Source organism: Thauera sp. WB-2 (assembly GCF_027594845.1).
GTDB classification, from domain to species: domain Bacteria; phylum Pseudomonadota; class Gammaproteobacteria; order Burkholderiales; family Rhodocyclaceae; genus Thauera; species Thauera mechernichensis.
In genome coordinates, this window is sequence record NZ_CP088935.1 from 2,777,879 (window position 1) to 2,800,398 (window position 22,520).

The 22,520-nt window shown below is 65.4% G+C and carries 19 protein-coding genes; 7 read left to right on the plus strand and 12 right to left on the minus strand.

Going from position 1 to position 22,520, the window contains the following annotated elements; all coding sequences use genetic code 11:
* Positions 1–47: 47 nt before the first annotated feature.
* Entirely contained in the window at positions 48–3,179 is a 3,132-nt protein-coding gene (locus LQF09_RS12735) for an EAL domain-containing protein (RefSeq protein WP_270068129.1), read from the plus strand.
* A 21-nt stretch (positions 3,180–3,200) separates the two neighbouring features.
* On the opposite strand, the gene LQF09_RS12740 is transcribed toward LQF09_RS12735, so the two are convergent.
* The 3 genes from LQF09_RS12740 to LQF09_RS12750 form a co-directional block, all read right to left on the minus strand.
* Positions 3,201–3,740 carry a YaeQ family protein gene (locus LQF09_RS12740; protein ID WP_270068130.1) on the minus strand — a complete coding sequence of 180 codons (540 nt, stop codon included), beginning with the start codon at positions 3,738–3,740 and terminating at the stop codon, positions 3,201–3,203.
* Complete coding sequence (locus tag LQF09_RS12745) at positions 3,740–4,510, minus strand: hypothetical protein (protein WP_270068131.1); 771 nt, start codon at positions 4,508–4,510, stop codon at positions 3,740–3,742. The genes LQF09_RS12740 and LQF09_RS12745 overlap by 1 nt, the downstream gene beginning before the upstream one ends.
* Before the next feature lie 87 nt (positions 4,511–4,597).
* Positions 4,598–5,107, minus strand: coding sequence for an HAD domain-containing protein (locus LQF09_RS12750; protein ID WP_002926591.1), 510 nt, complete (start codon positions 5,105–5,107; stop codon positions 4,598–4,600).
* 188 nt (positions 5,108–5,295) lie between these two features.
* Here LQF09_RS12750 and fabI point away from each other — a divergent pair, with 188 nt between their 5' ends.
* The 3 genes from fabI (at position 5,296) to folE (ending at position 7,411) form a co-directional block, all read left to right on the plus strand.
* Complete coding sequence (gene fabI, locus LQF09_RS12755; protein ID WP_002936728.1) at positions 5,296–6,075, plus strand: enoyl-ACP reductase FabI; 780 nt, start codon at positions 5,296–5,298, stop codon at positions 6,073–6,075.
* A 15-nt stretch (positions 6,076–6,090) separates the two neighbouring features.
* Positions 6,091–6,687: a hypothetical protein gene (locus LQF09_RS12760; protein WP_002926593.1), complete on the plus strand. Its 597-nt coding sequence runs from the start codon at positions 6,091–6,093 to the stop codon at positions 6,685–6,687.
* Positions 6,688–6,760: 73 nt separating this feature from the next.
* Complete coding sequence (folE, locus tag LQF09_RS12765; RefSeq protein WP_270068132.1) at positions 6,761–7,411, plus strand: GTP cyclohydrolase I FolE; 651 nt, start codon at positions 6,761–6,763, stop codon at positions 7,409–7,411.
* 16 nt (positions 7,412–7,427) lie between these two features.
* Here the strand turns inward: folE and LQF09_RS12770 are convergent, their stop codons facing one another.
* The 4 genes from LQF09_RS12770 to LQF09_RS12785 form a co-directional block, all read right to left on the minus strand.
* Positions 7,428–7,769 (minus strand): DUF3301 domain-containing protein, encoded by a 342-nt coding sequence (locus LQF09_RS12770; RefSeq protein WP_002926597.1) that lies wholly within the window; start codon positions 7,767–7,769, stop codon positions 7,428–7,430.
* Between the two features lie 55 nt (positions 7,770–7,824).
* Positions 7,825–9,405 carry an inorganic phosphate transporter gene (locus LQF09_RS12775; protein WP_002926599.1) on the minus strand — a complete coding sequence of 527 codons (1,581 nt, stop codon included), beginning with the start codon at positions 9,403–9,405 and terminating at the stop codon, positions 7,825–7,827.
* A gap of 126 nt (positions 9,406–9,531) precedes the next feature.
* Positions 9,532–9,900, minus strand: a complete 369-nt coding sequence (locus LQF09_RS12780) for a nucleotide pyrophosphohydrolase (protein WP_270068133.1) — start codon at positions 9,898–9,900, stop codon at positions 9,532–9,534.
* A gap of 7 nt (positions 9,901–9,907) precedes the next feature.
* Complete coding sequence (locus tag LQF09_RS12785) at positions 9,908–10,753, minus strand: 23S rRNA (adenine(2030)-N(6))-methyltransferase RlmJ (protein WP_002926603.1); 846 nt, start codon at positions 10,751–10,753, stop codon at positions 9,908–9,910.
* A gap of 175 nt (positions 10,754–10,928) precedes the next feature.
* On the opposite strand from LQF09_RS12785, the gene LQF09_RS12790 reads away from it, so the two are divergent.
* The 3 genes from LQF09_RS12790 (at position 10,929) to LQF09_RS12800 (ending at position 13,042) form a co-directional block, all read left to right on the plus strand.
* Positions 10,929–11,483: a gamma carbonic anhydrase family protein gene (locus tag LQF09_RS12790; RefSeq protein WP_002926605.1), complete on the plus strand. Its 555-nt coding sequence runs from the start codon at positions 10,929–10,931 to the stop codon at positions 11,481–11,483.
* A gap of 103 nt (positions 11,484–11,586) precedes the next feature.
* Positions 11,587–12,378 carry an SIMPL domain-containing protein gene (locus LQF09_RS12795; protein ID WP_002926607.1) on the plus strand — a complete coding sequence of 264 codons (792 nt, stop codon included), beginning with the start codon at positions 11,587–11,589 and terminating at the stop codon, positions 12,376–12,378.
* A 55-nt stretch (positions 12,379–12,433) separates the two neighbouring features.
* On the plus strand, positions 12,434–13,042 hold the full coding sequence (locus LQF09_RS12800) for a C40 family peptidase (protein ID WP_270068134.1): 609 nt from the start codon (positions 12,434–12,436) through the stop codon (positions 13,040–13,042).
* Between the two features lie 24 nt (positions 13,043–13,066).
* Here LQF09_RS12800 and ftsB read toward each other — a convergent pair whose 3' ends face one another.
* The 5 genes from ftsB to LQF09_RS12825 all read right to left on the minus strand — a co-directional run bounded on the left by ftsB (position 13,067) and on the right by LQF09_RS12825 (position 22,428).
* A complete protein-coding gene (gene ftsB, locus LQF09_RS12805; protein ID WP_002926610.1) occupies positions 13,067–13,339 on the minus strand; it encodes a cell division protein FtsB in 273 nt (90 codons plus the stop codon).
* A gap of 183 nt (positions 13,340–13,522) precedes the next feature.
* Entirely contained in the window at positions 13,523–14,806 is a 1,284-nt protein-coding gene (gene eno, locus LQF09_RS12810; protein WP_270068135.1) for a phosphopyruvate hydratase, read from the minus strand.
* Positions 14,807–14,962: 156 nt separating this feature from the next.
* Positions 14,963–15,802, minus strand: coding sequence for a 3-deoxy-8-phosphooctulonate synthase (kdsA, locus tag LQF09_RS12815; protein ID WP_002936749.1), 840 nt, complete (start codon positions 15,800–15,802; stop codon positions 14,963–14,965).
* 11 nt (positions 15,803–15,813) lie between these two features.
* On the minus strand, positions 15,814–17,451 hold the full coding sequence (locus tag LQF09_RS12820) for a CTP synthase (RefSeq protein WP_002926615.1): 1,638 nt from the start codon (positions 17,449–17,451) through the stop codon (positions 15,814–15,816).
* A gap of 153 nt (positions 17,452–17,604) precedes the next feature.
* Positions 17,605–22,428, minus strand: coding sequence for an NAD-glutamate dehydrogenase (locus tag LQF09_RS12825; protein WP_270068136.1), 4,824 nt, complete (start codon positions 22,426–22,428; stop codon positions 17,605–17,607).
* Positions 22,429–22,520 lie beyond the last annotated feature (92 nt).

Below are 22,520 nucleotides of genomic sequence, written 5' to 3' on the forward strand. Positions count from 1 at the left end.
TTACCCCCTCCTCCTGCGCCGGACCAGGCGCGACGCCTCGGACACCCATGAAGAGTTGCCTGTCGATCCGCCTCTGGAGCCTGATGCTTGCCGCATGCGCTGCATCCGGGCCCGTACTCGGCGCGCAGGAACTCACCATTGGCGTCTTTGCGATACGCCCGAAGCCCGTCGTCGAGGCCGCATGGACGCCTTTCGCGCAGTATCTCGACGAGAGACTGCCGGACCACAGCGTACGCCTGCGGGCACTGGACGAAGGCGAGATGCACGAGGCCCTGGCGCGTGGGGAACTCGACCTCGTCCTCACCAACCCATCGCACTTCGTCGCACTGCGCGGCGGCAACGCGCTGTCGGGCGCAATCGCCACCCTCGTTGGTCGCCACGGTGAGCAAGCGGTCAATCGCTTCGGCGGCGTCATCGTCGCACACGCCGATCGTGACGACCTGACCGGCATCCAGGACCTCGAAGGACGCCGGATCGCCACCACCAGCGCGAATTTCCTCGGCACCTATGCCGCCCAACTCGCCGAACTCAAGGCAGCGGGCATCCGGACCCGCGCCCTGCAAATCCGTACGCTCGACCAGTTCCAGGACAGCGTGATCGATGCGGTGATCGCGGGCCGTGCAGATGCCGGCTTCGTCCGCACTGGACTGCTCGAGGAGTTGGCACGTGAAGGCCACAAGGGCCTCGACACACTGAAGATCCTGAACCGCATCCCGGCAGAATCGCTACCGGGCTTTCCATTCGCCACCTCGACACGCCTTTACCCCGAGTGGCCGCTGGTTGCACTGCCACATGCCGACGAGGCCGCTATCAGGTTGATCGCGTCACATGCGTTGCTGCTGCCTCCCGACCACCCGGCAGCTCATGCCGCAGGGATACACGGCTTCACGATCCCAGCCGATTACTCGGGGGTGGAGACCCTGCTGCGCGAGCTTCGCCTGCCACCCTTCGATCATGTACCAAGCTTCACCTGGAGCGATGTGTGGGCGCGCTTTCAGGTCTGGATCTTCGTGTTCAGCCTGGCCGTGGTCACCATCCTGCTGTTGCTGGCAAGGCTCACGCAGCGCAATGCCCAGCTTTCACGGGCCCATCGCAAGGCGAGCGCGCTCGCCGAACAGATCGACCTCGAACACCATCACCTGTGCAATGTGGTCGAAGCCACCGGCGCGGCCAGCTGGGAGCTCGATCTCAGGCATGATCGCTACGTGATGGACGCACGCTGGACCCGCATGATGGGCTTCGCCGAGGAAGGACGCACGACGATGAATCGCGCCCAGTGGCGCGAGCTGGTGCACCCGGACGACCTCGCTCGCGCCCAGGCAGCGCTCGACCAGCATATCCGTGGCGAGTCGCCCTTCTATGAGCAGGACCTGCGCCTGCGCCACTGCGCAGGGCACTGGATCTGGGTGCACGACCGCGGCCATGTCGTGCAGCGCTCAGTACACGGCGCCCCCCTCTTGCTGACGGGCGCCCAGCTCGACATCAGCGCACGCAAGCAGGACGAGGAGCGACTGCGCCTCGCCGCCAGTGTGTTCGCCAGTTGCTACGAAGCGATCCTGATCACCGACGCCAACAACTGCATCATCGACATCAATCCGGCCTTTACCCGCATCACCGGCTACAGCCGCGAGGAGGTCCTGGGGCGCAACCCCGCCGTCCTCGGCTCCGGGCGCCAGGGGCGCGAGTTCTACCGCAACATGTGGGCCTCCCTGGAGGAGAACGACCACTGGCAAGGAGAGCTCTGGAACCTGCGCAAGGATGGCAGCGACTTTGCCGAAATGCTCTCGATCAGCCGCGTACGTGACGAGAACGGGCGGCTCATGCACCACGTCGGGCTGTTCTCGGACATCAGCCATCTCAAGCTCCACGAGGAGGAGCTCAACCGCATCGCCTACTTCGACCCACTCACCGGCGCGCCCAACCGCCGCCTGCTGGACGACCGCCTCCGCCAGGCAATCGCCCACGCGCACCGCACCGGCAAGACGCTCGGCGTCTGCGTGATCGACCTCGACGGCTTCAAACCGGTCAACGACCGCTACGGCCACGAGGCGGGCGATCGCCTGCTGGTCGAGATCGTCGACCGCCTCAATGGCCTGCTGCGCGCCAGCGACACGGTTGCCCGCCTTGGTGGCGACGAGTTCGTACTGCTTCTCGAGGATGTGGATGGCGATGCCGTGCTCAAGCGCATCCTCGATACGATCCGCCAGCCGATACAGATCGAACAGGACTGGGTCTGCGTCTCGGCAAGTATCGGCGTCACCCTCTTCCCTGAGGACGACGCCGACCCCGACACCCTCCTGCGCCACGCCGACCAGGCGATGTACCGTGCCAAGCAGCGCGGCCGCAACTGTATCCAGCACTTCGACACCTCGATCGAGCAAGGACTCGCGGAAAGACGGGCACGCCATGCGCGCCTGGCCGAAGCGCTGCGCGACGGCGAACTCCTGCTCCTGTTCCAGCCCCAGGTCGACATGCAAAGCGCACGCATGGTGGGCGCAGAAGCCTTGCTGCGCTGGCGCCATCCGACGCGTGGCATGCTATCGCCCGCTCAGTTTCTGGCCGATGCGGAGGGAAGCGAACTGGAGATCGACATCGGCAGATGGGTGCTGGACCAGGCACTGGCCGCGCTCGCGCGCTGGCGCGAGGCCGGGCTCGACGTATCGGTCAGCATCAACGTCAGCGCCAACCAACTGCAGCAGGCTGGATTCGTCGATTCGGTACGCGCAGCGCTTGCCTGCCAGCCCAGCCTGACCGCGGCCATGCTCAAGCTCGAGATCCTGGAGTCAGCCGCACTCGACGACATGACGTCCGCACTCGAAGTCCTGCGCGCCTGTCGCGGCCTGGGCGTTCGCCTCGCGCTCGACGACTTCGGCACGGGCTACGCGTCACTCAAGCATTTCCGCCAATTGCCGGTCGATCAGCTCAAGATCGACCACAGCTTCGTGATCGACATGCTCGACGACGCCGAGGACCGAGCGATCGTCGAGGGCGTCATCCAGCTTGCCAGCGCGTTCGGTCGCGAAGCAATTGCGGAAGGCGTCGAAACCCCCGCCCATGCTGCTGCACTGGCCGCACTGGGCTGTCGGCTCGGGCAGGGTTTCGGCATTGCCCGCCCAATGCCTGCGGAGCACGTGATGGGCTGGGTGTCGTGGTACGGCGCGACGCCGGTGGAAGCCTAGGGCAGACGCTGCCGGGGCGTTTCAGACACCGAGCAGCCGGCACGGCTCGACCACGACAGAGTCACGACCGTTGGTGATCAGGACCTGCCCCTCCTGGATCGTGAACTGCAGGCGCATCGTGCGCTCGGCCATACGCGCCAACTCCGCCGTCTGCTCGCGGCCCAGTTCGATCACATGCAGTCCCGCCTGGCGCTCGAGCTTGGCGCGCACGCCGCTCCACCACACCTCCAGCGCCCGGCCATAGGCAAGTACGACGACCTCGCGTGCGCGACCGCAAGCCTTGCGCACCCAACGCTCATCCGGTTGCCCGACATCGATCCAGCGCTCGATGACGCCGGTCAGATCCTTCTGCCACAGATCCGGCTCGTCATCGACGCACAGGCCCTTGCCAAAAACCAGAGCGGGGTCCGCGTGCAGCGCAAAAGCGAGCAGGCGCACCATCATGCGCTCGTCCGTTTCGGAGGGGTGGCGCGCCAGGGTCAGCGCATAGTCTGCGTAATGGCCGCGGTCCATGTCGGCGATCTGGATCTCGGCCTTGAAGATGGTTGCCTTGAGCGCCATCAGTGCACCTGCTCCGGTCCGCGCTGCGCATGCTGCCATGCAATCACCGCACGCGTAGCGTGCGCCATGACGAGATCGCTCACGTCCTTCGGCAGTTCGCGTGCCAGCGCGGCAAACAGGGCCTGTGTGGCCTCCTGCCCAATGCCCTCGACAGCCAGACTGTCGGCCAGGCAGCGAATCTGGATGAAGGCGACGGCATCGGCCACCAGTCGCCAGCCAGCAATCGGCATCTCGCGCGCAAGCGCCAGCAGCATGCCGCCAAGGCGTGACGAGAGCCGCAAGGCCTCTTCACGGCTCTCGGTGGCAATCGACGAGTGCCAGAGCGCCAGATGCAGCGCACGGCGCAATTCCACCTTGAAGTCGATGACGTTCTGCTCAGCGGCGCCTATCGACTCGAAATGGCGCAGGAAGCGGGCCTCCGCCTGCGCATCGAGCCCGGTGCGCAAGGCACCGATGAGCTCCGTCAGACCGGGTATCGCCACCAACTCGAAGGCCTGCGTCCACGCCAGCCCCCACTGATCCATGCCTGCCAGCAGCAAGGCCAGACGCAGCGCGCGCGCCTCGTCGTCCGCAGCCTGGCCCGCCCACTCGGCCAGCTCGCCGCGAAGTTGTTCCACACCGCGGCGGCGCACGTCATCTGGCTCAGCCACGCTCAGGCGAAAAACGCGCGCAAAAGCCTCCTGTGCCAGGTGGACTGCCCGGCGCTGGGCTTCTCCATCGACAAGCGCCGCCAGCGGGTCACTCGGCAACGGGGTCTGCGAACTGGGCATCGGATATCTCGGTTGAATTTTGCGGGCGCCTATTGTGACGGCGCTGGGCAAGCGAGGCAAACCTCCGCCGAACCAGCACACGCGCAGTCACGCGATGCTGCGCTCCCAGAACGAAGGGGGGTCAGTGTCTCGCAGCTGCGTGTTGCCGCTGCGGAAGCCCTCGAGCATCCGGCGCAGAGCATCCGCATCCTCGGCGGTAAAGCCGCGCTTGAAGTCGGTCAGGATCAGCCGCGACCGCGTAGACCAATTGCCGGGCGCATCATCGATCGCACACCAGGCCACATCACGCAGGTTCGGCTCATGCTGGCTCAACCAGATCATCGCCTCACGTTCCCGCAAGCCGTGCAGTTCGGCGCCATTCTTGGGCAGCATGTGCGGCGTGGCGCCGGCGATCTGCGGATGAACGTCTGACGAAAAGCGCGCCAGCAGCTTCTGCATCGAGAACAGCATGCGCCAGTCGGACGCGATGACGATGCGCGACTCGGGATACTCCCGCACAACCCCCTCGATCAGCGGCAGGCAGCGGAAATCCTCAACTTCGCCCCAGGGGTGGGTAACCCCGTCGAAGTCGGTGAAAATATAAGCTCTGCGTGTCATTCTGCACTCCCCGCGGGACTGAGCCCGGGTCCGCTATCCATGGATGCTGCAATGCGGAATATACTTCATTGCATGCTGCAAGCGCCTGTATCGAATGTCACGGAAAGTCATATTTCCAGTGTAAAGTATGCTCAACGTGGCGCACTGTTGCAGTGCAACAACACAAAACCGGAACCGAGGACTTCACCATGACCCCACTCATCAACCTGGAAGGCAAGATCGGCCTGATCACCGGCATCGCCAACGAGAAGTCGATTTCCACCGGCGTTGCGGAGGCCTGCGCCCAGGCCGGCGCCAAACTCATCATCACCTACCAGAACGACAAGACGCGCGCGTTCATCGAGCCCATTGTGCACCGGCTCGGTGTCGAGGATGTGTTCCTGCTCGACGTCACCCGCCCCGACACCATGGACGCCGTGTTCGCCGAGATCGACGCCCGTCACGGCAAGCTCGACTTTGCCATCCACAGCATGGCCTTCGCCAAGCGCGACGATCTGCATGGGCGCGTCGTTGACTCCTCGCCCGACGGCTTTGCGCTGGCGATGGACGTATCCACGCACTCCTTCGTCCGCCTCGCCAAGAAGGCCGAACCCTTGCTCGAAAAAGCCGGCGGCGGCTCGTTGGTGACGATGACCTACCTCGGCTCGGAGAAAGTCATCCCCAACTACGGTGTGATGGGTCTGTGCAAGGCGGCACTGGAAGCGGCTACACGCTACATGGCTGCGGAACTCGGCGCCAAGGGGATCCGGGTCAACGCGGTGTCGCCCGGACCGCTGATGACCCGTGCCGCATCGGGTATCGCCGGCTTCGACGGGCTGATGGCCGCCGCCGTCGAGCGCGCACCCATGCATGCACTCGTCACCCCCGAGGACATCGGCGCGCTCACGGCCTTCCTGGTGTCCGATGCCGGTCGCCTGGTAACCGGTGGCGTGCATTTCGTCGACGCCGGCTATAACATCATGGCGTAAGCACTTGGAGGGGCCATGATCGATCTCGAGGCGGCCAGGATCCGACTGGGACGGCAGCAGATCCTGCTGCCCGATCCGGTGCCGGCGCATCCGCTGCTCGACGGCAAGCGCGAGATCGGTCGTGGCGAGTACTCCATCGTCCTGGACAAGGGTGACGGCGAGCGCGTGTACAAGGTCTGCAGCTCTCCAGCGGACTATTTCCTCTACACCGCGGAGGATCGCCCGAGCGGTCAGCACTTCCCCATCGTCCACGCGGACCACGGCATCATCGGCCGAGCCGCTTCAGGTTATCCGCTGCACCTGATCGAGATGGAGAAGCTCTACCCGCTCGACGACGGCTCGCCCGCTGCGGAGCTCGCCAAGCGCCTGATCGATTTCTACTGGTCGGCTTGCGAACAATGGAGCAGACTGGGCAACGACATGGGGCGCATCGCCCTGTACCATCTGACCGTCAATCCGCTTGCCATGAGCGACAGCATGCAGCAGGCGCTCAAAGCCCTGTCCGACTTCGTCGAGGCGTATCAGGTACTGCCGGACATCCTCAACACCAACAACCTGATGATGCGCAAGGACGGAACGCTGGTCTTCTCCGATCCGGTCTTCATCGCCTGAACGGTCTCCGCGGCGCGCGCTTGCGCGTATCATCGGGTCTCCGATGCAAGGATGCATCGCAGCGGACTCACGCATGCACGACCACGATCACGACTACGATCACGACCACACTCCCGCCCCGCGCCCGGCCTCCATCGGCATCGCGCGCAGCGGCACCTTCGACCCCGACGCCTTCGAACGCGCCGTCACGGCCTTGCTGCAGGCCTGCGGCGTAGCGCCCGATACGGCCCACACCGGGCGTACTGCAACACGCGTGCGCGAACTGTGGCAAAAGCGGCTGCTCGGCGGCTATGACCTGGACCCGGCTGAAGTGCTCGGCGACGGCTTCGAGGATCCGCGACGCGACATGGTGGTCATACGCGGCATTGCCGTTCACGGCGTTTGCCCCCACCACCTCGTCCCCTTCCGCGGTCTCGCCCATGTGGCCTACCTGCCAGGCGGGCGGCTGCACGGCTTCGGCCGCATCGCCCGCCTCGTCGACGCGATCGGCCACCGTTTCACTTACCAGGAGTGGATGACGCGTGACATTGCCGATGCCTTGATGACCCATGGGAAGGCGGCCGGTGCGGCCTGCGTCATCGAGGCGGAGCAGCTCTGCCTGCTTCTGGGCGAAGACCGCCGCGGCGACGAGCGGGTCGTGACGCAGGCTTTCGCCGGTGCATTCGAGAGCTCGGCACAGGCGCGCAGCGAATTCCTGCGCGCCATCGACAGCGGGCGAACCTGAAGCGCCAAGCGCGCCTTCAGCGCAGATCGATCACCGTGGCGCGGCGCGCGAGGCGGTGGGCGCTGACATCCACCAGCACCACGTCTCGCCCTTCGAGTACCACCGCACCCGGATAGCGATCATCGCCGCTCGGCGAGTACTCGAACTCGAACGCACGACGCAGCACCGCATGCCCCTGCTCGTTACGCGCAAAGCGCACCCCCCGGCCGACCACAGTCTCGTCGAGGAACTGCACGCCCTCGCGCAAACATGCGCGCCGCGCCGCCTCGATCCCCGCTTCGCGCGCCTTGAGGCTATCGAACCAGAACCAGACCAGTCCGGCCAGCACCAGGGCTGCACTCAACTCGGCGAAGGTCACGGGCGCACGAAGAGGATGAGCGCAGCGCGCAGCAGACCAAAGCTGAGCATGCGACTCATTGCAGCATCATGCCGCGGATGGTGAAGAACAGGATCGCAGCCATCAGACCCGAAGCTGGCACCGTGATGACCCAGGCCGCGGCGATGCGCAACAGCTGCGAACGCTTGACCAGCTCCCGGCGATAGACCTTCTTGAGTCCCTTGCGCTCACCCTTGGAGAAATGGGCCGGATCCTGAGCGGCCTTCGAGCGCTCCTTGAGATCTGCCAGCATTGCGCCCTTCTCCTCGACCGATGCCTTCTCGAAACGCTGCACGAATGCTTCGATCGCTGCCAGGTCCCCCTCCGGATGGTGAGCCTTGATCTCGGCGAGCATGCGGTCGTAGTTGCTCTTGAGATACTCGCGCAGGAAGCCAACGCCGAACACGCCACCCACTGCGATATGCGTCGAACTCACCGGCAGGCCGAACTGGCTGGCGATGATGACCGTGATCGTCGCCGCCATTGCAATGCAGTAGGCCCGCATCTGGTCGAGCTCGGTGATCTCGGAGCCGACGGTGCGGATGACCTTGGGCCCGAACAGCGCCAGACCAAGCGCGATCCCCAGCGCACCGACCATCATCACCCAGGTCGGAATGGCTGCTGCCTTGTGGAACTCACCACCCGAACTGACCACATCGACGATCGCAGCCAATGGCCCCACGGCATTGGCGACGTCGTTCGAGCCGTGGGCAAAGCTCAACAGCGCGGCTGCAAAAATGAGTGGCACCGTAAACAGCTTGTTGACGCTCTGCTTGGTGTTGGCGACGATGCCCTGCCGACCACGCAACACGTAACGCACCAGCAGGAACACGGCGATACCCACCAACAGTCCGTAGATCACGGCCCCGGTGAAGCCAACCTTCCAGACCTTGTTCAACCCCTTGAGGATGAGATAGGTCGAGAACGTCCAGGCCATGAAGCCTACCAGCAGCGGCACCATGCGCCGCGCCGCCGCGGCCATGTCGGCCTGATAGGTGATGCTGCGCTTGATCAAGTAGAGGAAACCGGCGGCAAAGAGCGCGCCCAGCAGCGGCGACACTACCCAGCTTGCGGCGATGTTGCCCATCGTGCCCCAGGCCACGATGCCGGGCCCTGCGGCTGCCATGCCTGCGCCCAGTACCGCGCCGACGATGGAGTGAGTGGTCGACACCGGCGCCCCCACCGCGGTAGCGATATTGAGCCACATGGCACCCGCGAGCAGGGCTGCGAGCATGATCCACACGAAGGTGTCCGAATCGGCGATCAGGTCGGGGTTGATGATGCCGCCGCGGATGGTGCTCACCACCTCGCCACCGGCGATGAGTGCGCCCGCCGCCTCGAAGATTGCGGCAATGACAAGGGCGCCGGCGAGCGTGAGCGCCTTCGAGCCCACTGCCGGGCCGACGTTGTTGGCAACGTCGTTGGCGCCGATGTTCATCGCCATGTAGCCGCCAATCATCGCCGCCACCACCAGCGTAAGGCTGCCTTCACCGCCTCCGCGCATGGCGGAATACAACATGACGCCGACGATGAACAGCACGCCCATGCCAAGGCGGAACACCTCACCCCGCCCTTGGTAAGCTGCCTTCTCGATATCGCTGATGTGCTTCAGGTCCACAACCGGACAACCCCGAATACTGTAAAGGCCGTATTGTTTCAGAAAATTTGCAGTGCCCCAATCGGAACTTCTGCTGGGACGATGAGCGCCCTGGCTCCACCACGGCGACCACGAGCCAAACCGCGCTCAGAGTTCGTCGTATTTCTTCGCGCTGCCGCGCGCACGCGCCACAGGATAGCGATCGGCATTGATCGCCATCTTGGTCCGCGCAGCATCGGCTAGATCGATATCGAGCACGTCTGCCAACCTCACCAGGTAGAGCAGTACGTCGGCGAGTTCATGCGCCACCTCCGCGTGCACAGGAGCAGGCAGCGCGCTCGACTGCTCGGCGGTGAGCCACTGGAAGTGCTCGATCACCTCACCCGCCTCGCCCGCCAGCGCCATGGCGAGATTCTTTGGGGTGTGGAACGGCTCCCATTCACGGTCAGCGGCAAAACGGCGCAGGGCCTCGCGCAGTTCGAGCAGTGAGTCGGGTCGGACAGCTGTGTTGTCCATCTTCAACTCACTCGATGTGGTGCTCGAGGTCGAATCCGGCACCTTCGTCCTGCCCAAGATGCTCGACCAACCAGGGCAGCGTCTTCTCCAGGCGTTCGGGCAGCAGCCACGGTGGATTCACCACGTAGAGGCCACTGCCGAACATGCCGAAACCATCACGGGCTGGACTGCGCACGGCCAACCGTACGTCAAGCCAGCTCTCCGCACCAAGCTCGGCCAAGCGCTCGGGCAGCATGCGCGCCTCGGTCCGCGAGAGCATGGGGTACCACACCGCAAAGGTGCCGGTCGGGAAGCGACGCAGTGCATCGCGCAGGGTATCAACCACCCGGCGGTAGTCGTCCTTGACCTCGTAGGGGGGATCGATCAGCACCACTGCCCGCCGCGATGGCGGTGGCAACAGCCCCTTGAGTGCGCCGAATCCGTCTGCGCGACGCACCTGCACACGCTCCTGCTCACGATCGAAGGTACGCTGCAAGGACTCGAAATCGGCCGGATGAAGCTCGAACAGTCGCAGTCGATCCTGTGCCCGCGCCTGCGTCATGGCGAGGGCCGGAGAGCCGGGATAGAACAGCAGGCGTCCATGCGGATTGAACTGCCCGACCGCGGCCACATAGGCGGCAAGCGGCGCGGGTAGGTCATCTCGCGCCCACAGTCGGCCGATGCCCTCGCCGAATTCTGCAGTCTTGCCCGCCTGCTCGCTTTCAAGCGCGTAGCAACCTCCGCCGGCATGGGTGTCGATGTAGATCCAGGGCTTGTCCTTGCGGTTGTAGTAGGCGAGCAGTTCGAGCAGCACGGTGTGCTTGAGCACATCGGCGTGATTGCCCGCATGAAAGGCGTGACGATAACTGAGCATGAAGGTCTTCCGTTTGCGGCACGCATCCTAGCACCCCCCGCAGAACGGACAAAATCCTCGCTGGATCAGCAACATCGAGCAGATAAGGAGGTTTGCATGCTGCAGTGCCCTTGCTATGATGCGCCCCCCGACAGCCGTGATCACCCGGCTGGAGACATACATAGCGAGAACAAGCATGAGCATCTATGCCCTGGGCGATCGCAAGCCGCGTTTCGGAGCCGGCAGCTGGATCGCCCACAATGCCACGGTGATCGGCGCCGTGACCGCGGGCCGCAACGTCAACATCTGGTACAACGTCGTACTGCGCGGTGACAACGACCCGATCACCATCGGCGACGACACCAACATCCAGGACGGCTCGGTACTGCACAACGACGAGGGCGTACCGCTCACCATCGGCAGCGGCGTCACCGTTGGCCACATGGCGATGCTGCACGGCTGCACCATCGGCGACGGCAGCCTGATCGGCATCAACGCCGTCATCCTCAACAAGGCGGTGATCGGGCGCAATTGCATCATCGGTGCCAATGCACTCATCCCCGAAGGCAAGGTCATTCCCGACCGCTCGCTCGTCGTCGGCTCACCCGGACGCGTGATCCGTACCCTGACCGACGCCGAAGTCGAGCATCTCGCCTGGAACGCCCAGCACTATGTCGATAACGCGCGTCTTTACGGACAAGCGCTGTGCGCGATCGACCCGGCCAGCGTGATCGCCCCGGCAACGCCCTGAAACGTCCTGGGGGCTGCAGGCTGCAGCGCATCCTGACAGAATGCGTGCAACCGGCCGGCATCGTGCACGCCGGACTGACAATGCATCAGAAGGAGATTGCCTCATGCGCCCCAGCCCCCTCTCCCCCAGCGGGCACATTGCCGCCCCTGCCCGCCCCGTAGCCGTTCGGCCTGCCAGCCTGCCCGAACTCGCACGCCTCGCTCTCGGCGGCCTGCTCGCAGCCACCCTGACGCTGGCAGGCACAGCAGCCCTCGCAAGTGAAGCGGACGGCGCAGGGCGCGCGCAGATCATCGAATTCTCGGCCGAGGCCAGCCAGCCGGCGGCCAACGACCTTGCGGTGGCAGTGCTGTACGCCGAGCACCACGGCCCCAACCCCGGCGCGGTGGCACGCGAGGTCAATCGCCACATTGCCGCGGCCCTGCAGACCGCCAGCGCCCATGCCGACGTCACCAGCAAGTCGGGCAACGTGTCGACCTGGCCGGTCTACGCAAAGGACGGACAAGGCCGTATCGAGTCGTGGCGGATGCGCTCGGAGATCCATCTCGAAAGCCGTAATCTGGGGGCGATGTCAGAACTCGTCGGCACCCTTCAGGGCAGTCTTGCGCTCTCGCAGCTGAGCATGCAGCCCGCACCGGACACCCGCATGGCCGCGGTCGACGAGGCCACGGTGGCAGCCCTGCGTGCCTTCGAGCGCCGCGCCGCACTGATCGCCAACAGCTTTGGCAAGCGCTACCGGATTGCAAGCCTGTCGATCGGCGACAGCGGCCACTACCCTCCGGTGATGCCACGCATGCGCGCCGCCGCGATGCTCGCCGACGCCGCGCCAGCACCGATGGAGGGCGGCGAGAGCCTCGTCTCGATCAACGTGAACGGAAAGATCGAGCTCCTCGACTGACGCATTCCGTGAACTGGGCTGGACCCGGTGCAAGGCTGTGGCGTATCTTTGCGCCATGCAAGCCACCTTGTCCCGCCCTGCATCGCGCCTGCGCGCTGCGACGCTAGCCGTCATGACCGTTGTCGCAGCCGCACTTGCAGGCTGCGGCACGGCCACCAAGCCGCCGCCCGCAGCCCAGGCTCCACAGCGGCCCAGCGTACCCGACGCACGCTTCTTCACGCTCGCTGACGACGAACAGGCGCGCGAAATGGTTCTGTTCGCCCTTGGCCTGCTCGACACCGGCTACCAGTTCGGCGGACGCAATCCGGAAGCCGGTCTGGATTGCAGCGGCATGGTCGCCTACATCGTCGAGAACATCAGCGGCCATCGCCTGCCCCACAACGCGGCGCAGATCGCCGACAGCACCCGCCCCATCGCACTCGGTCAATTGCAGCCGGGCGACCTTGTTTTCTTCAACACCATGCAGCGCCGCCATTCGCACATGGGCGTCTACATCGGTGACGGGCGCTTCATCCATGCCCCCTCAAGCCGGGGCCGGGTACGGGTGGACAGAATGGACAACCGCTACTTCGCCGCGCGGGTGGACGGTGCGCGCACACTCGTCTCAGGGCCCGACCGCCTCGCCCGCAGCGACGCGCCGGCTTGCGCTGTGACCGGCTGCTGACGCACACCCGCTACACCGGGCGCATCAGCGCCGCGGCGTGTGCACGTAGATTTCGCCGGGCTTGGTCAGACCGAGTTCGAAGCGCGCACGCTCCTCGATCGCCTCGTTGCCCGACTTCAGGTCATTGACCTCGGCCTCGAGACTGGCATTTCGCTGCTCGAGGCGCAGATTCTCCTCGCGCTGCGCTTGCAGCTGGCGATCGGTCTCCCAGACCTGCAGCCACCCTCCTTTGCCCAGCCACAGCGGATACTGAAGCAGGACCACGAGTGCGATCAGGATCAGGATCGGCCAGCGCATCGGTAAAGGAGTCGGTAGGTCGGGAAGGAACGCACGATGGGCTGCGAGAACGGGGGCCGGAACGAATACCGGGATGGATGCAACATCGGGCGCATCGCGGCCGCTGCCGCAGGATGCGGGCGGCCGCGGCTGGCGCGCATGAAAAAGCCGGCGGACTCGCCGCCGGCATCGTCAGCCACCTGCTCAGCGCAGGTTGTAGAAGGCGCGCTTGCCCGGGTAGCTGGCGGTGTCGCCGAGATCTTCCTCGATGCGCAGCAGCTGGTTGTACTTCGAGATGCGGTCCGAACGGCTGAGCGAACCGGTCTTGATCTGCATCGCGCGCAGGCCGACCGCGATGTCGGCAATGGTCGAGTCGTCAGTCTCGCCCGAGCGGTGCGAGATCACCGCGGTATAGCCGGCGAGCTTGGCCATCTCGACGGCGGCGAAGGTCTCGGTCAGCGTGCCGATCTGGTTGATCTTGATCAGGATCGAGTTGGCCACGCCCTGCTCGATGCCCTGGGCGAGGATCTTGGTGTTGGTGACGAAAAGATCGTCGCCCACCAACTGCACGCGCTTGCCAAGACGCTCGGTCAGGATCTTCCAGCCGTTCCAGTCGCCCTCGGCCATTGCGTCCTCGATCGACACGATCGGGAACTTGTCGCACAGGGTCTCGAGGTAGTCGGTGAAACCCTCGGCGCTCAGTGACAGGCCTTCGCCCTTGAGCTCGTACTTGCCGTCCTTGTAGAACTCGCTGGCTGCGCAGTCGAGCGCCAGCAGCACGTCCTGGCCCGGTACGTAGCCAGCGGCAACGATGGCCTCCTGGATCAGGTTGAGCGCCTCCTCGGTGCCCGACACGTTGGGGGCGAAGCCGCCCTCGTCGCCAACGGTGGTGGGGTAGCCCTTGCCGTCCACGATCTTCTTGAGGTGGTGGAAGATCTCGGCACCGCAGCGCAGCGCCTCGCGGAAGCTGCCCATGCTCACCGGCATGATCATGCATTCCTGGATGTCGAGACTGTTGTTGGCGTGCTCGCCGCCGTTGATGACGTTCATCATCGGCACCGGCATCACCATCGGGCTCGAGCCGCCGAAGTAGCGGTACAGCGGCAGGCCGGCCTCTTCGGCGGCGGCCTTGGCCACCGCCATCGACACCGCCAGCATGGCGTTGGCGCCCAGGCGCGACTTGTTCTCGGTGCCGTCGAGCTCGATCAGGGTGCGGTCGATGAAGGCCTGCTCCTCGGCGTCGAGGCCGATGATCGCCTCGGCGATCTCGGTGTTCACGTTCTCGACCGCGCGCAGCACGCCCTTGCCGAGAAAGCGCGACTTGTCGCCATCACGCAGTTCGATCGCTTCGCGCGAACCGGTGGAGGCGCCCGACGGCACCGCAGCGCGGCCCATCACGCCGGATTCCAGCAGCACGTCGGCTTCGACCGTAGGGTTACCGCGGGAGTCCAGAATCTCGCGGGCGATCACATCAACGATTGCACTCATGTTTTGTCCTGTTGCAGTACGGGGATACTCGGTACGATCGGCAGAGGGCGCTGATCACGGGCTGAACATGCTGCCGCGCAAACGGTGCCTCGTGGGCACCACCGCGCGATAGCCCGCATCAGCAAGTGCGATACCGCACGCCCTCCAGACCTGTTCTCAAAGAGCGGTTTCCAGGAAACCCTGGCGCTTGACCAGGGAATCGATGTCCTTCAGCACGCTGAGCAGTGCCTTCATCTTCGGCAGCGGCCACGCGTTGGGGCCATCGGACAAGGCCTTGGCCGGGTCCGGATGGGTCTCCATGAAAAGACCCGCCACGCCCACCGCCACTGCGGCGCGCGCGAGCACCGGCACGAACTCGCGCTGGCCACCGGAAGCCGTTCCCTGCCCGCCGGGCAGTTGCACCGAGTGGGTGGCGTCGAACACGACCGGGCAGCCGGTGTCGCGCATGATGGCCAGCGAGCGCATGTCGGAGACCAGGTTGTTGTAACCGAAGGAGGCGCCGCGCTCGCACACCATGATGGTGTCTGCACCGCCATTGGCCTCGCGCGCCTTGTCGGCGACGTTCTTCATGTCGCCCGGGGCGAGAAACTGGCCCTTCTTGATATTCACCGGCTTGCCGCTGGCAGCCACGGCGTGGATGAAATCGGTCTGGCGGCACAGGAAGGCTGGCGTCTGCAGGACGTCGACCACCGATGCAACGACCGGAATCTCCTCGATCGTGTGCACGTCGGTCAACACCGGCAGGCCGAGCTGCTTCTTGACCGCTTCGAGCATCTTCAGGCCGGCGTCCATGCCGTGGCCGCGGAAGCTCTTGCCCGAGCTGCGGTTGGCCTTGTCGTAGGACGCCTTGAAGATGTAGGGAATGCCCAACTCGCCACAGATCTCCTTCATCTGGCCGGCGATGTCCAGGCACATCTGCTCGGACTCGGCCACGCAGGGGCCGGAGATCAGGAACACCGGCTTGTCGAGCCCGACTTCGAAACCGCAGAGGTTCATGCTTCGCTCCTTCAGGCCGCGGCCTGCTTGCGCGCGATTGCCGCCTTGACGTAGGCGGTAAACAGCGGATGGCCCTTGCGCGGGTTGGAGGTGAATTCGGGGTGGAACTGGCAGCCGACGAACCAGGGGTGTACGTCGGCAGGCAACTCGACCATCTCGCACAGATCGGTGACGGGAGCACGGCCCGACACCACCAGCCCCTTGTCCTCGAGCTTGGCAAGCAAGGTATTGTTGACTTCGTAACGGTGGCGGTGGCGCTCCATGATCTCCGCCGCGCCGTAGATGTCGCGTGCCAGCGTACCTTCCTTGAGCTGGCAGACCTGACCACCGAGGCGCATCGTGCCGCCGAGGTCGGATTCCTCGCTGCGCTTCTCGATCTTGCCGCTGCGATCCTTCCACTCGGTGATCAAGCCGATGACAGGGTGCTTGGTGTCGCGCTCGAACTCGGTCGAGTGCGCACCCTCCAGGCCCGCCACGTCGCGGGCGAATTCCACCACCGCGAGCTGCATGCCGAGGCAGATGCCCAGATAGGGCACCTTGTTCTCGCGCGCATAGCGGATCGCAGCGATCTTGCCCTCGGTACCCCGCTTGCCGAAGCCGCCCGGCACCAGGATGGCGTCCATGGCCTTGAGCACACTGCAGCCATCGCGCTCGATGTCCTCGGAGTCGATGTAGTGGATCTTCACCTTCGACTCGGTGTGCATGCCGGCGTGATTGAGCGCCTCGATCAACGATTTGTAGGACTCGGTGAGATCGACGTACTTGCCGACGAAGCCGACGTTGACGGTCTGCTTCGGGTTCTCGAGTGCGTGGATGAGCTTCTCCCACACCGACAGGTCGGCCGCACGGGCGAGGATGTCGAGCTTGTGGCAGACGATCTGGTCGAGCATCTGGTCGTGCAGCATGCCGGGGATCTTGTAGATCGAGTCGGCATCCAGGCACTCGATGACCGCCTCCGGCATCACGTTGCAGAACAGCGCGATCTTGCGCCGCTCATCGACCGGGATCGAACGGTCGGCGCGGCACAACAGGATGTCGGGCTGGATGCCGATTTCGCGCAGCTCCTTGACCGAGTGCTGGGTCGGCTTGGTCTTGAGCTCACCGGCGGTCGGGATGTAGGGCAGCAGCGTCAGGTGGATGAAGCAGGTGCCATGGCGGCCTTCCTCGAAGCCCATCTGGCGGATGGCCTCAAGGAAGGGCAGCGACTCGATGTCGCCCACCGTGCCGCCGACCTCGACGATCGCCACGTCGGCACCCTCGGCACCGCGCTTGACGTAGGCCTTGATCTCGTCGGTGATGTGCGGGATGACCTGCACGGTCTTGCCCAGGTACTCGCCGCGACGCTCCTTCTTCAGCACCGACTCGTAAATCTGGCCGGTGGTGAAGTTGTTGCGCTTGCTCATCTTGGCGCTGGTGAAGCGCTCGTAATGGCCGAGGTCGAGGTCGGTTTCCGCGCCGTCTTCGGTGACGAAGACTTCGCCGTGCTGGAACGGGCTCATGGTGCCCGGATCGACGTTGATGTAGGGGTCCAGCTTGAGGTGCGTGACCTTGATGCCACGGGACTCGAGGATCGCCCCCAATGAGGCGGCCGCGATGCCTTTGCCCAGGGAGGACACGACACCGCCGGTAACGAAGACGTATTTGGTCATGGGAGATGTGCTGCGGGAAAGCGCGATGATAACCGATGCACCCGAACCGCGTCAGCAGGCGGCGCACTCGACAGGGGACAATCGCACGAAGCACTGCTTGCAGGTCGGGGCGTGCAGCAGCCACCGGCCGCATGCGCGGCCGGTGGCCTCCGATCAGCTCATGCCACGCAACTCGCGCAGCAACACCGACAACATGGCCATGTCGATGCTGGGTGCGGCGTGCACCTCGGCGACCAGGTGGCGGTAGCGCTCGAGCGGGATTGCGTTCTTGGCCTGCCAGGCGGCGATGATCGTGGCAACCTCCTGCTCATCGGGGGCGAGCCGCAGCGCGTCGCTGGCCAGCGCACGCGCGAGCGCGGAAAGATCACCGCGCAAGGCCCCGCGCGCCAGGGTCTGCCAGCGTGTATCGGCATTGAGGGCCGAGATCTGCCCCCCCAGCCAGTGCAGATCCAGCGCTCCACCCAGGCCGAAATACACCCGCGCCACCACCGCCTCCTCGCGTCCACTCTCGACCGCGACCTCGACCAGGTCCAGTGCCGAGTAGAGTTCGTCGAGCGCAGCGACACGGCAGGCGAGATCCATGGGAACGCCCTGCTCCTGCTTGCGCTCGATCGACGCCTCCAGCTCGCTGCGGTAGGCGCTGCCGACGTAGCCGGCCAGCCCGCCGGCGAGCGTCGCCACGCCCGGCGAGAAGTGCGCCAGCGTCGCCTGCAGATCGACCAGCCACTGGCGATGGCGCAGGAACCAGAGCGTGCCGCGCTGAACCAGGCGCTCGGACTCGTTGATCAGCTCGATCTGCACCGTGTTGGGGATGCGATTGTCCAGCGCCTCTATATCGCTCCACAGCGTGACCAGGCCGAACACCTCCCGCGTCGCCATGTAGGCACGCACGATGTCGGGCGCGCAAGCGCCCAGCTCGGCCTTGAGCCGGCTGACGAAGGTCGGTCCGACACGATTGATCATGCTGTTGACGACGTGCGTCGAGATGATCTCGCGCCGCAGCGGGTGGGCCTGGATCTGCGCACCGAAGCGCTCACGCAGCGGCACGGGGAAGTAGCGTTCGAGCGCGGTACGGATGTACGGATCCTCGGGCACGTCGGAGGCGAGCACCTCGTCGTAGAGCTCGATCTTGCTGTAAGCCAGCAGCACCGCCAGCTCGGGCGTGACCAGGCCGATGCGGTTGGCCTTGCGCTCCTGCAGCGCCTCATCCATGGGCAGGAACTCGAGCTTGCGGTTGAGCCTGCCGGCGTGGCTCAGGCGGCGCATGAAGTCCGCCTGTTCGTCGACCAGCGCCGCGCCACGGCTGCGCGTCACCGACAGGATCTGTGTCTGCGCGTAGTTGTCGCGCAGCACCAGCGCGGCGACCTCTTCGGTCATGTCGGCGAGCAACTGGTTACGCTGCTTGAGGGTGAGTTCGCCCTCGGCAACCACGCCGCCGAGCAGGATCTTGATATTGACCTCGTGATCGGAGCAATCCACCCCGCCCGAGTTGTCGATGGCGTCGGTATTGACCCGCCCGCCACCGAGGGCGAACTCGATGCGGCCGAGCTGGGTCGCCCCCAGGTTACCGCCCTCACCGAAGACCTTGACGCGCAGATCGCCCCCGTTGACGCGTACCGCATCGTTGGCGCGGTCGCCGACCGACGCATCGGACTCGCTGGCAGCCTTGATGTAGGTGCCAATCCCGCCGTTGTAGAGCAGGTCGAGCGGTGCGCAGAGGATGGCGCGGATGAGCTCGGTCGGGGTCAGGCTCTCGGCCTGCACGTCGAGCGCCGTGCGCATCTGCTCGGTGAGGCGGATCGACTTCGCGCTGCGCGGCCAGACACCGCCACCGGCCGAGATCAACGCCCTGTCGTAGTCGTCCCAGCTCGAGCGTGGCAGCGCAAACAGGCGTGCGCGCTCCTGCCAGCCCTGCGCGGGGTCGGGATCGGGGTCGATGAAGATGTGGCGATGATCGAAGGCGGCGACCAGGCGGATCTGCCGGGACAGCAGCATGCCGTTGCCGAACACGTCGCCCGACATGTCGCCGATGCCGGCCACCGTGAACGGCTCCTCCTGGATGTTCCGCCCCATCTCGCGGAAGTGGCGCTTGACAGCCTCCCAGGCGCCGCGCGCGGTGATGCCCATCTTCTTGTGGTCGTAACCCACCGAGCCGCCGGAAGCGAAGGCATCGCCCAACCAGAAGCCGTATTCGGCCGCAACCTCGTTGGCGTAGTCGGAAAACGTGGCCGTACCCTTGTCGGCCGCGACCACCAGGTAAGGGTCATCCTCATCGTGGCGCACCACCTCGGCCGGCGGTACGACCTGGCCCTGCACCAGGTTGTCAGTGACATCGAGCAGCCCGCGCAGGAAGTTGCGGTAGCAGGCCACCCCCTCGGCCACCAGCGCCTCCCGCCCACCCTCGGCCGGCGGGCACTTGACCACGAAGCCACCCTTGGACCCCACTGGCACGATCACCGCGTTCTTGACGATCTGCGCCTTGACCAAACCGAGGATCTCGGTGCGGAAGTCCTCCATGCGGTCCGACCAGCGCAGGCCGCCGCGCGCCACCTTGCCGCCACGCAGGTGCACGCCCTCGAAGCGGGGCGCGTACACGAAGATCTCGAACATCGGCAACGGCTGCGGCAGGTTGGGAATCCTGGCCGGCAACAGCTTGAACGCGGTGTAGGACTTGGGCTGCCCATCCGTGCCGCGCTGGAACCAGTTCGTGCGCAGCGTGGCCAGGATCATCGCCAGAAACTGACGCAGGATACGGTCCTCATCGAGGTTGGCGACACTGGCCAGGCCGGTCTCGATGGCGGCGACCTGCGCAGCGCAGCGCTCATCCCGGTCAGCTGTCGCGACCGGGTTGAAGCGCATGCGGAACAACTCGAACAGGGCGTGTGCAAGTTGCGGATAGGCGGCAAGCGTCTGCTCCATGTAAGCGAGACTGAAAGTGAATGCGGCCTGTCGCATGTACTTGGCGTAGGCCCTCAGCACGGCAACCTCACGCCACGACAGCCCGGCGAGCAGGACAAGGCGATTGAAGTCGTCGTTCTCGACCTCTCCCCGCCAGACGCGCAGGAAAGCGTCCTGGAACAGCGGGCGTACGACATGGATATCCAGGCGCTCGGCGCCAACGTAGTTAAGGCCGAAATCGTGCAGCCAGACCGTGCGCCCGTCCTGGCGTTCGATTTCGGACGGGCGCTCGTCCATCACCTTGACGCCCATGCGCTCGAGCATGGGCAGGCTCTGTGACAGCGGAACCGGACCGTCCAGGCGGTACAGGCGCAGGTTGAGGCGGCCTACCGGCGCCTCGAGCGGAACGTAGAGGTTGAGCCCGAGTGCATCGCCGTCGGCCAGGGCCTCGACCTGCTCGATGTCGAACACTGCCATGCGCGGCGAGTAGTCCTCGCGGTATCCGGCCGGGAAGCCCGGACCGTAGCGGCGCATCAGTGCCAGCCCGCGCTCCTCGCCGCACTGTTCGACAAGCGCCTGCTGGAGCTCGTCCTCCCACCGCCTCGAGGCACGGATCAGGCGTTGCTCGAGCTCCCTGGTGTCAAAGGGCGGGATGTTGCCGTCGGGGGTGCGCACCGTGATCAGGATGCGCGCCAGCGCCGAGTCGGAGAACTGCACGTCGAACTCGGACGACACGCCGTTGAAGGCCTCGGTGAGCACCGCCTGCATGCGCTTGCGCTGATCGGTGTTGTAGTGCTCGCGCGGCACGTAGATCAGGCAGGACACATAGCGCGCGAAGGGGTCGCAACGCACGAACAGGCGGGTGCGCAGGCGCTCTCCCAGGCGCAGGATGCCCATTGCGTGGCTGTAGAGCTCGTCGGTCGAGATCTGGAACAGTTCGTCGCGCGGGTAGCGCTCGAGCAAGGTCATCAATGCCTTGGCCGCATGGCCGCCGGGTAGCAGGCCGGCACGCTCGAACACCGCATCGATCTTGCGCCGCAGCAGCGGGATCTGCCGGGGGCTGCTGCTGTAGGCGGTGGACGCCAGCAGGCCGATGACCCGCCTCTCGCCCGTCACCCGCCCCTCGGCGTCGAAGGCCTTGATGCCGATGAAGTCGAGGTAACCCGGTCGATGCACGGTCGAGCGTGAGTTGGACTTGGTCAGTGTAAGCAGCTTGGGCAGGTGCGCCTGCGCGCGCAACTGTGGAGGCAGTGCGGCAAACGAGCGCGAGGCGCCTTCCTCGCCGTCTCCATGGAGCAGCCCCAGCCCCGAACCTGCCACCACATGCAGTTCATGGCCGTCGTCACCGCCCACGAGGCTGTAATCGCGGCACCCGAGAAGCACGAAATTGTCCGCAGCGAGCCACTCGAGGAATGCGCGCACCTCATCGACCTCGGCAGCGTCCACGCTTGCCGGGCAAGCGGCCAGCCCGTCGATGATCTCGCCCAGGCGGCTACGCATCGCCGGCCAGTCGCCGACTGCAGCGCGGACGTCGGCCAGGACATGCTCCAAACCCTGCTGCAGCGCACTGAGGTCCGCCGGGTCGCTGCGCCGGTCCACCTCGAGGTGCATGATCGATTCCAGACATGCGCCCTCACCCTGCTCACCACGTTCGCGCACGTGCTGCAGTCGCCCCTGCGCATCGCGCTGGATGTTCATGACCGGATGAATGATGAGATGCAGCGTCAGCCCCTGGCGCGCCACCTCCATGGTGATCGAATCCACCAGGAAGGGCATGTCCTCACCGACAATCTCGATTACCGTGTGCGGGCATTCCCAGCCCTGCTCATCGAGTCGCGGGTTCGATACCCGCACCCTGCTGCCCCCGGTGCGCTGGGAAATGAAGTGCCACTGGCTGAGCACCGCGCCGTAGAGGTCGGCGAGCGGCAGGTCCTCGAGATCGTCCGGATCCACCTGCGCAAAGAAGCGCGCCGCAAAGGTGCCTACCGCCGCGGCCTGATCCGCTGGCAGGCGGGCATCGATCTGCTCGACGACCGCGTCGATCAATCCGCCCAGCCTGCTCTGCTCGCGCTTTTCCATGTCTATCCCCCCGCTCATTGGACTGGACGCAGCGAAGGCCATGGCCGGAGTACAACGGCAGGCGTGCCGGTGTTCCGTTTCGCTGCGCCGTA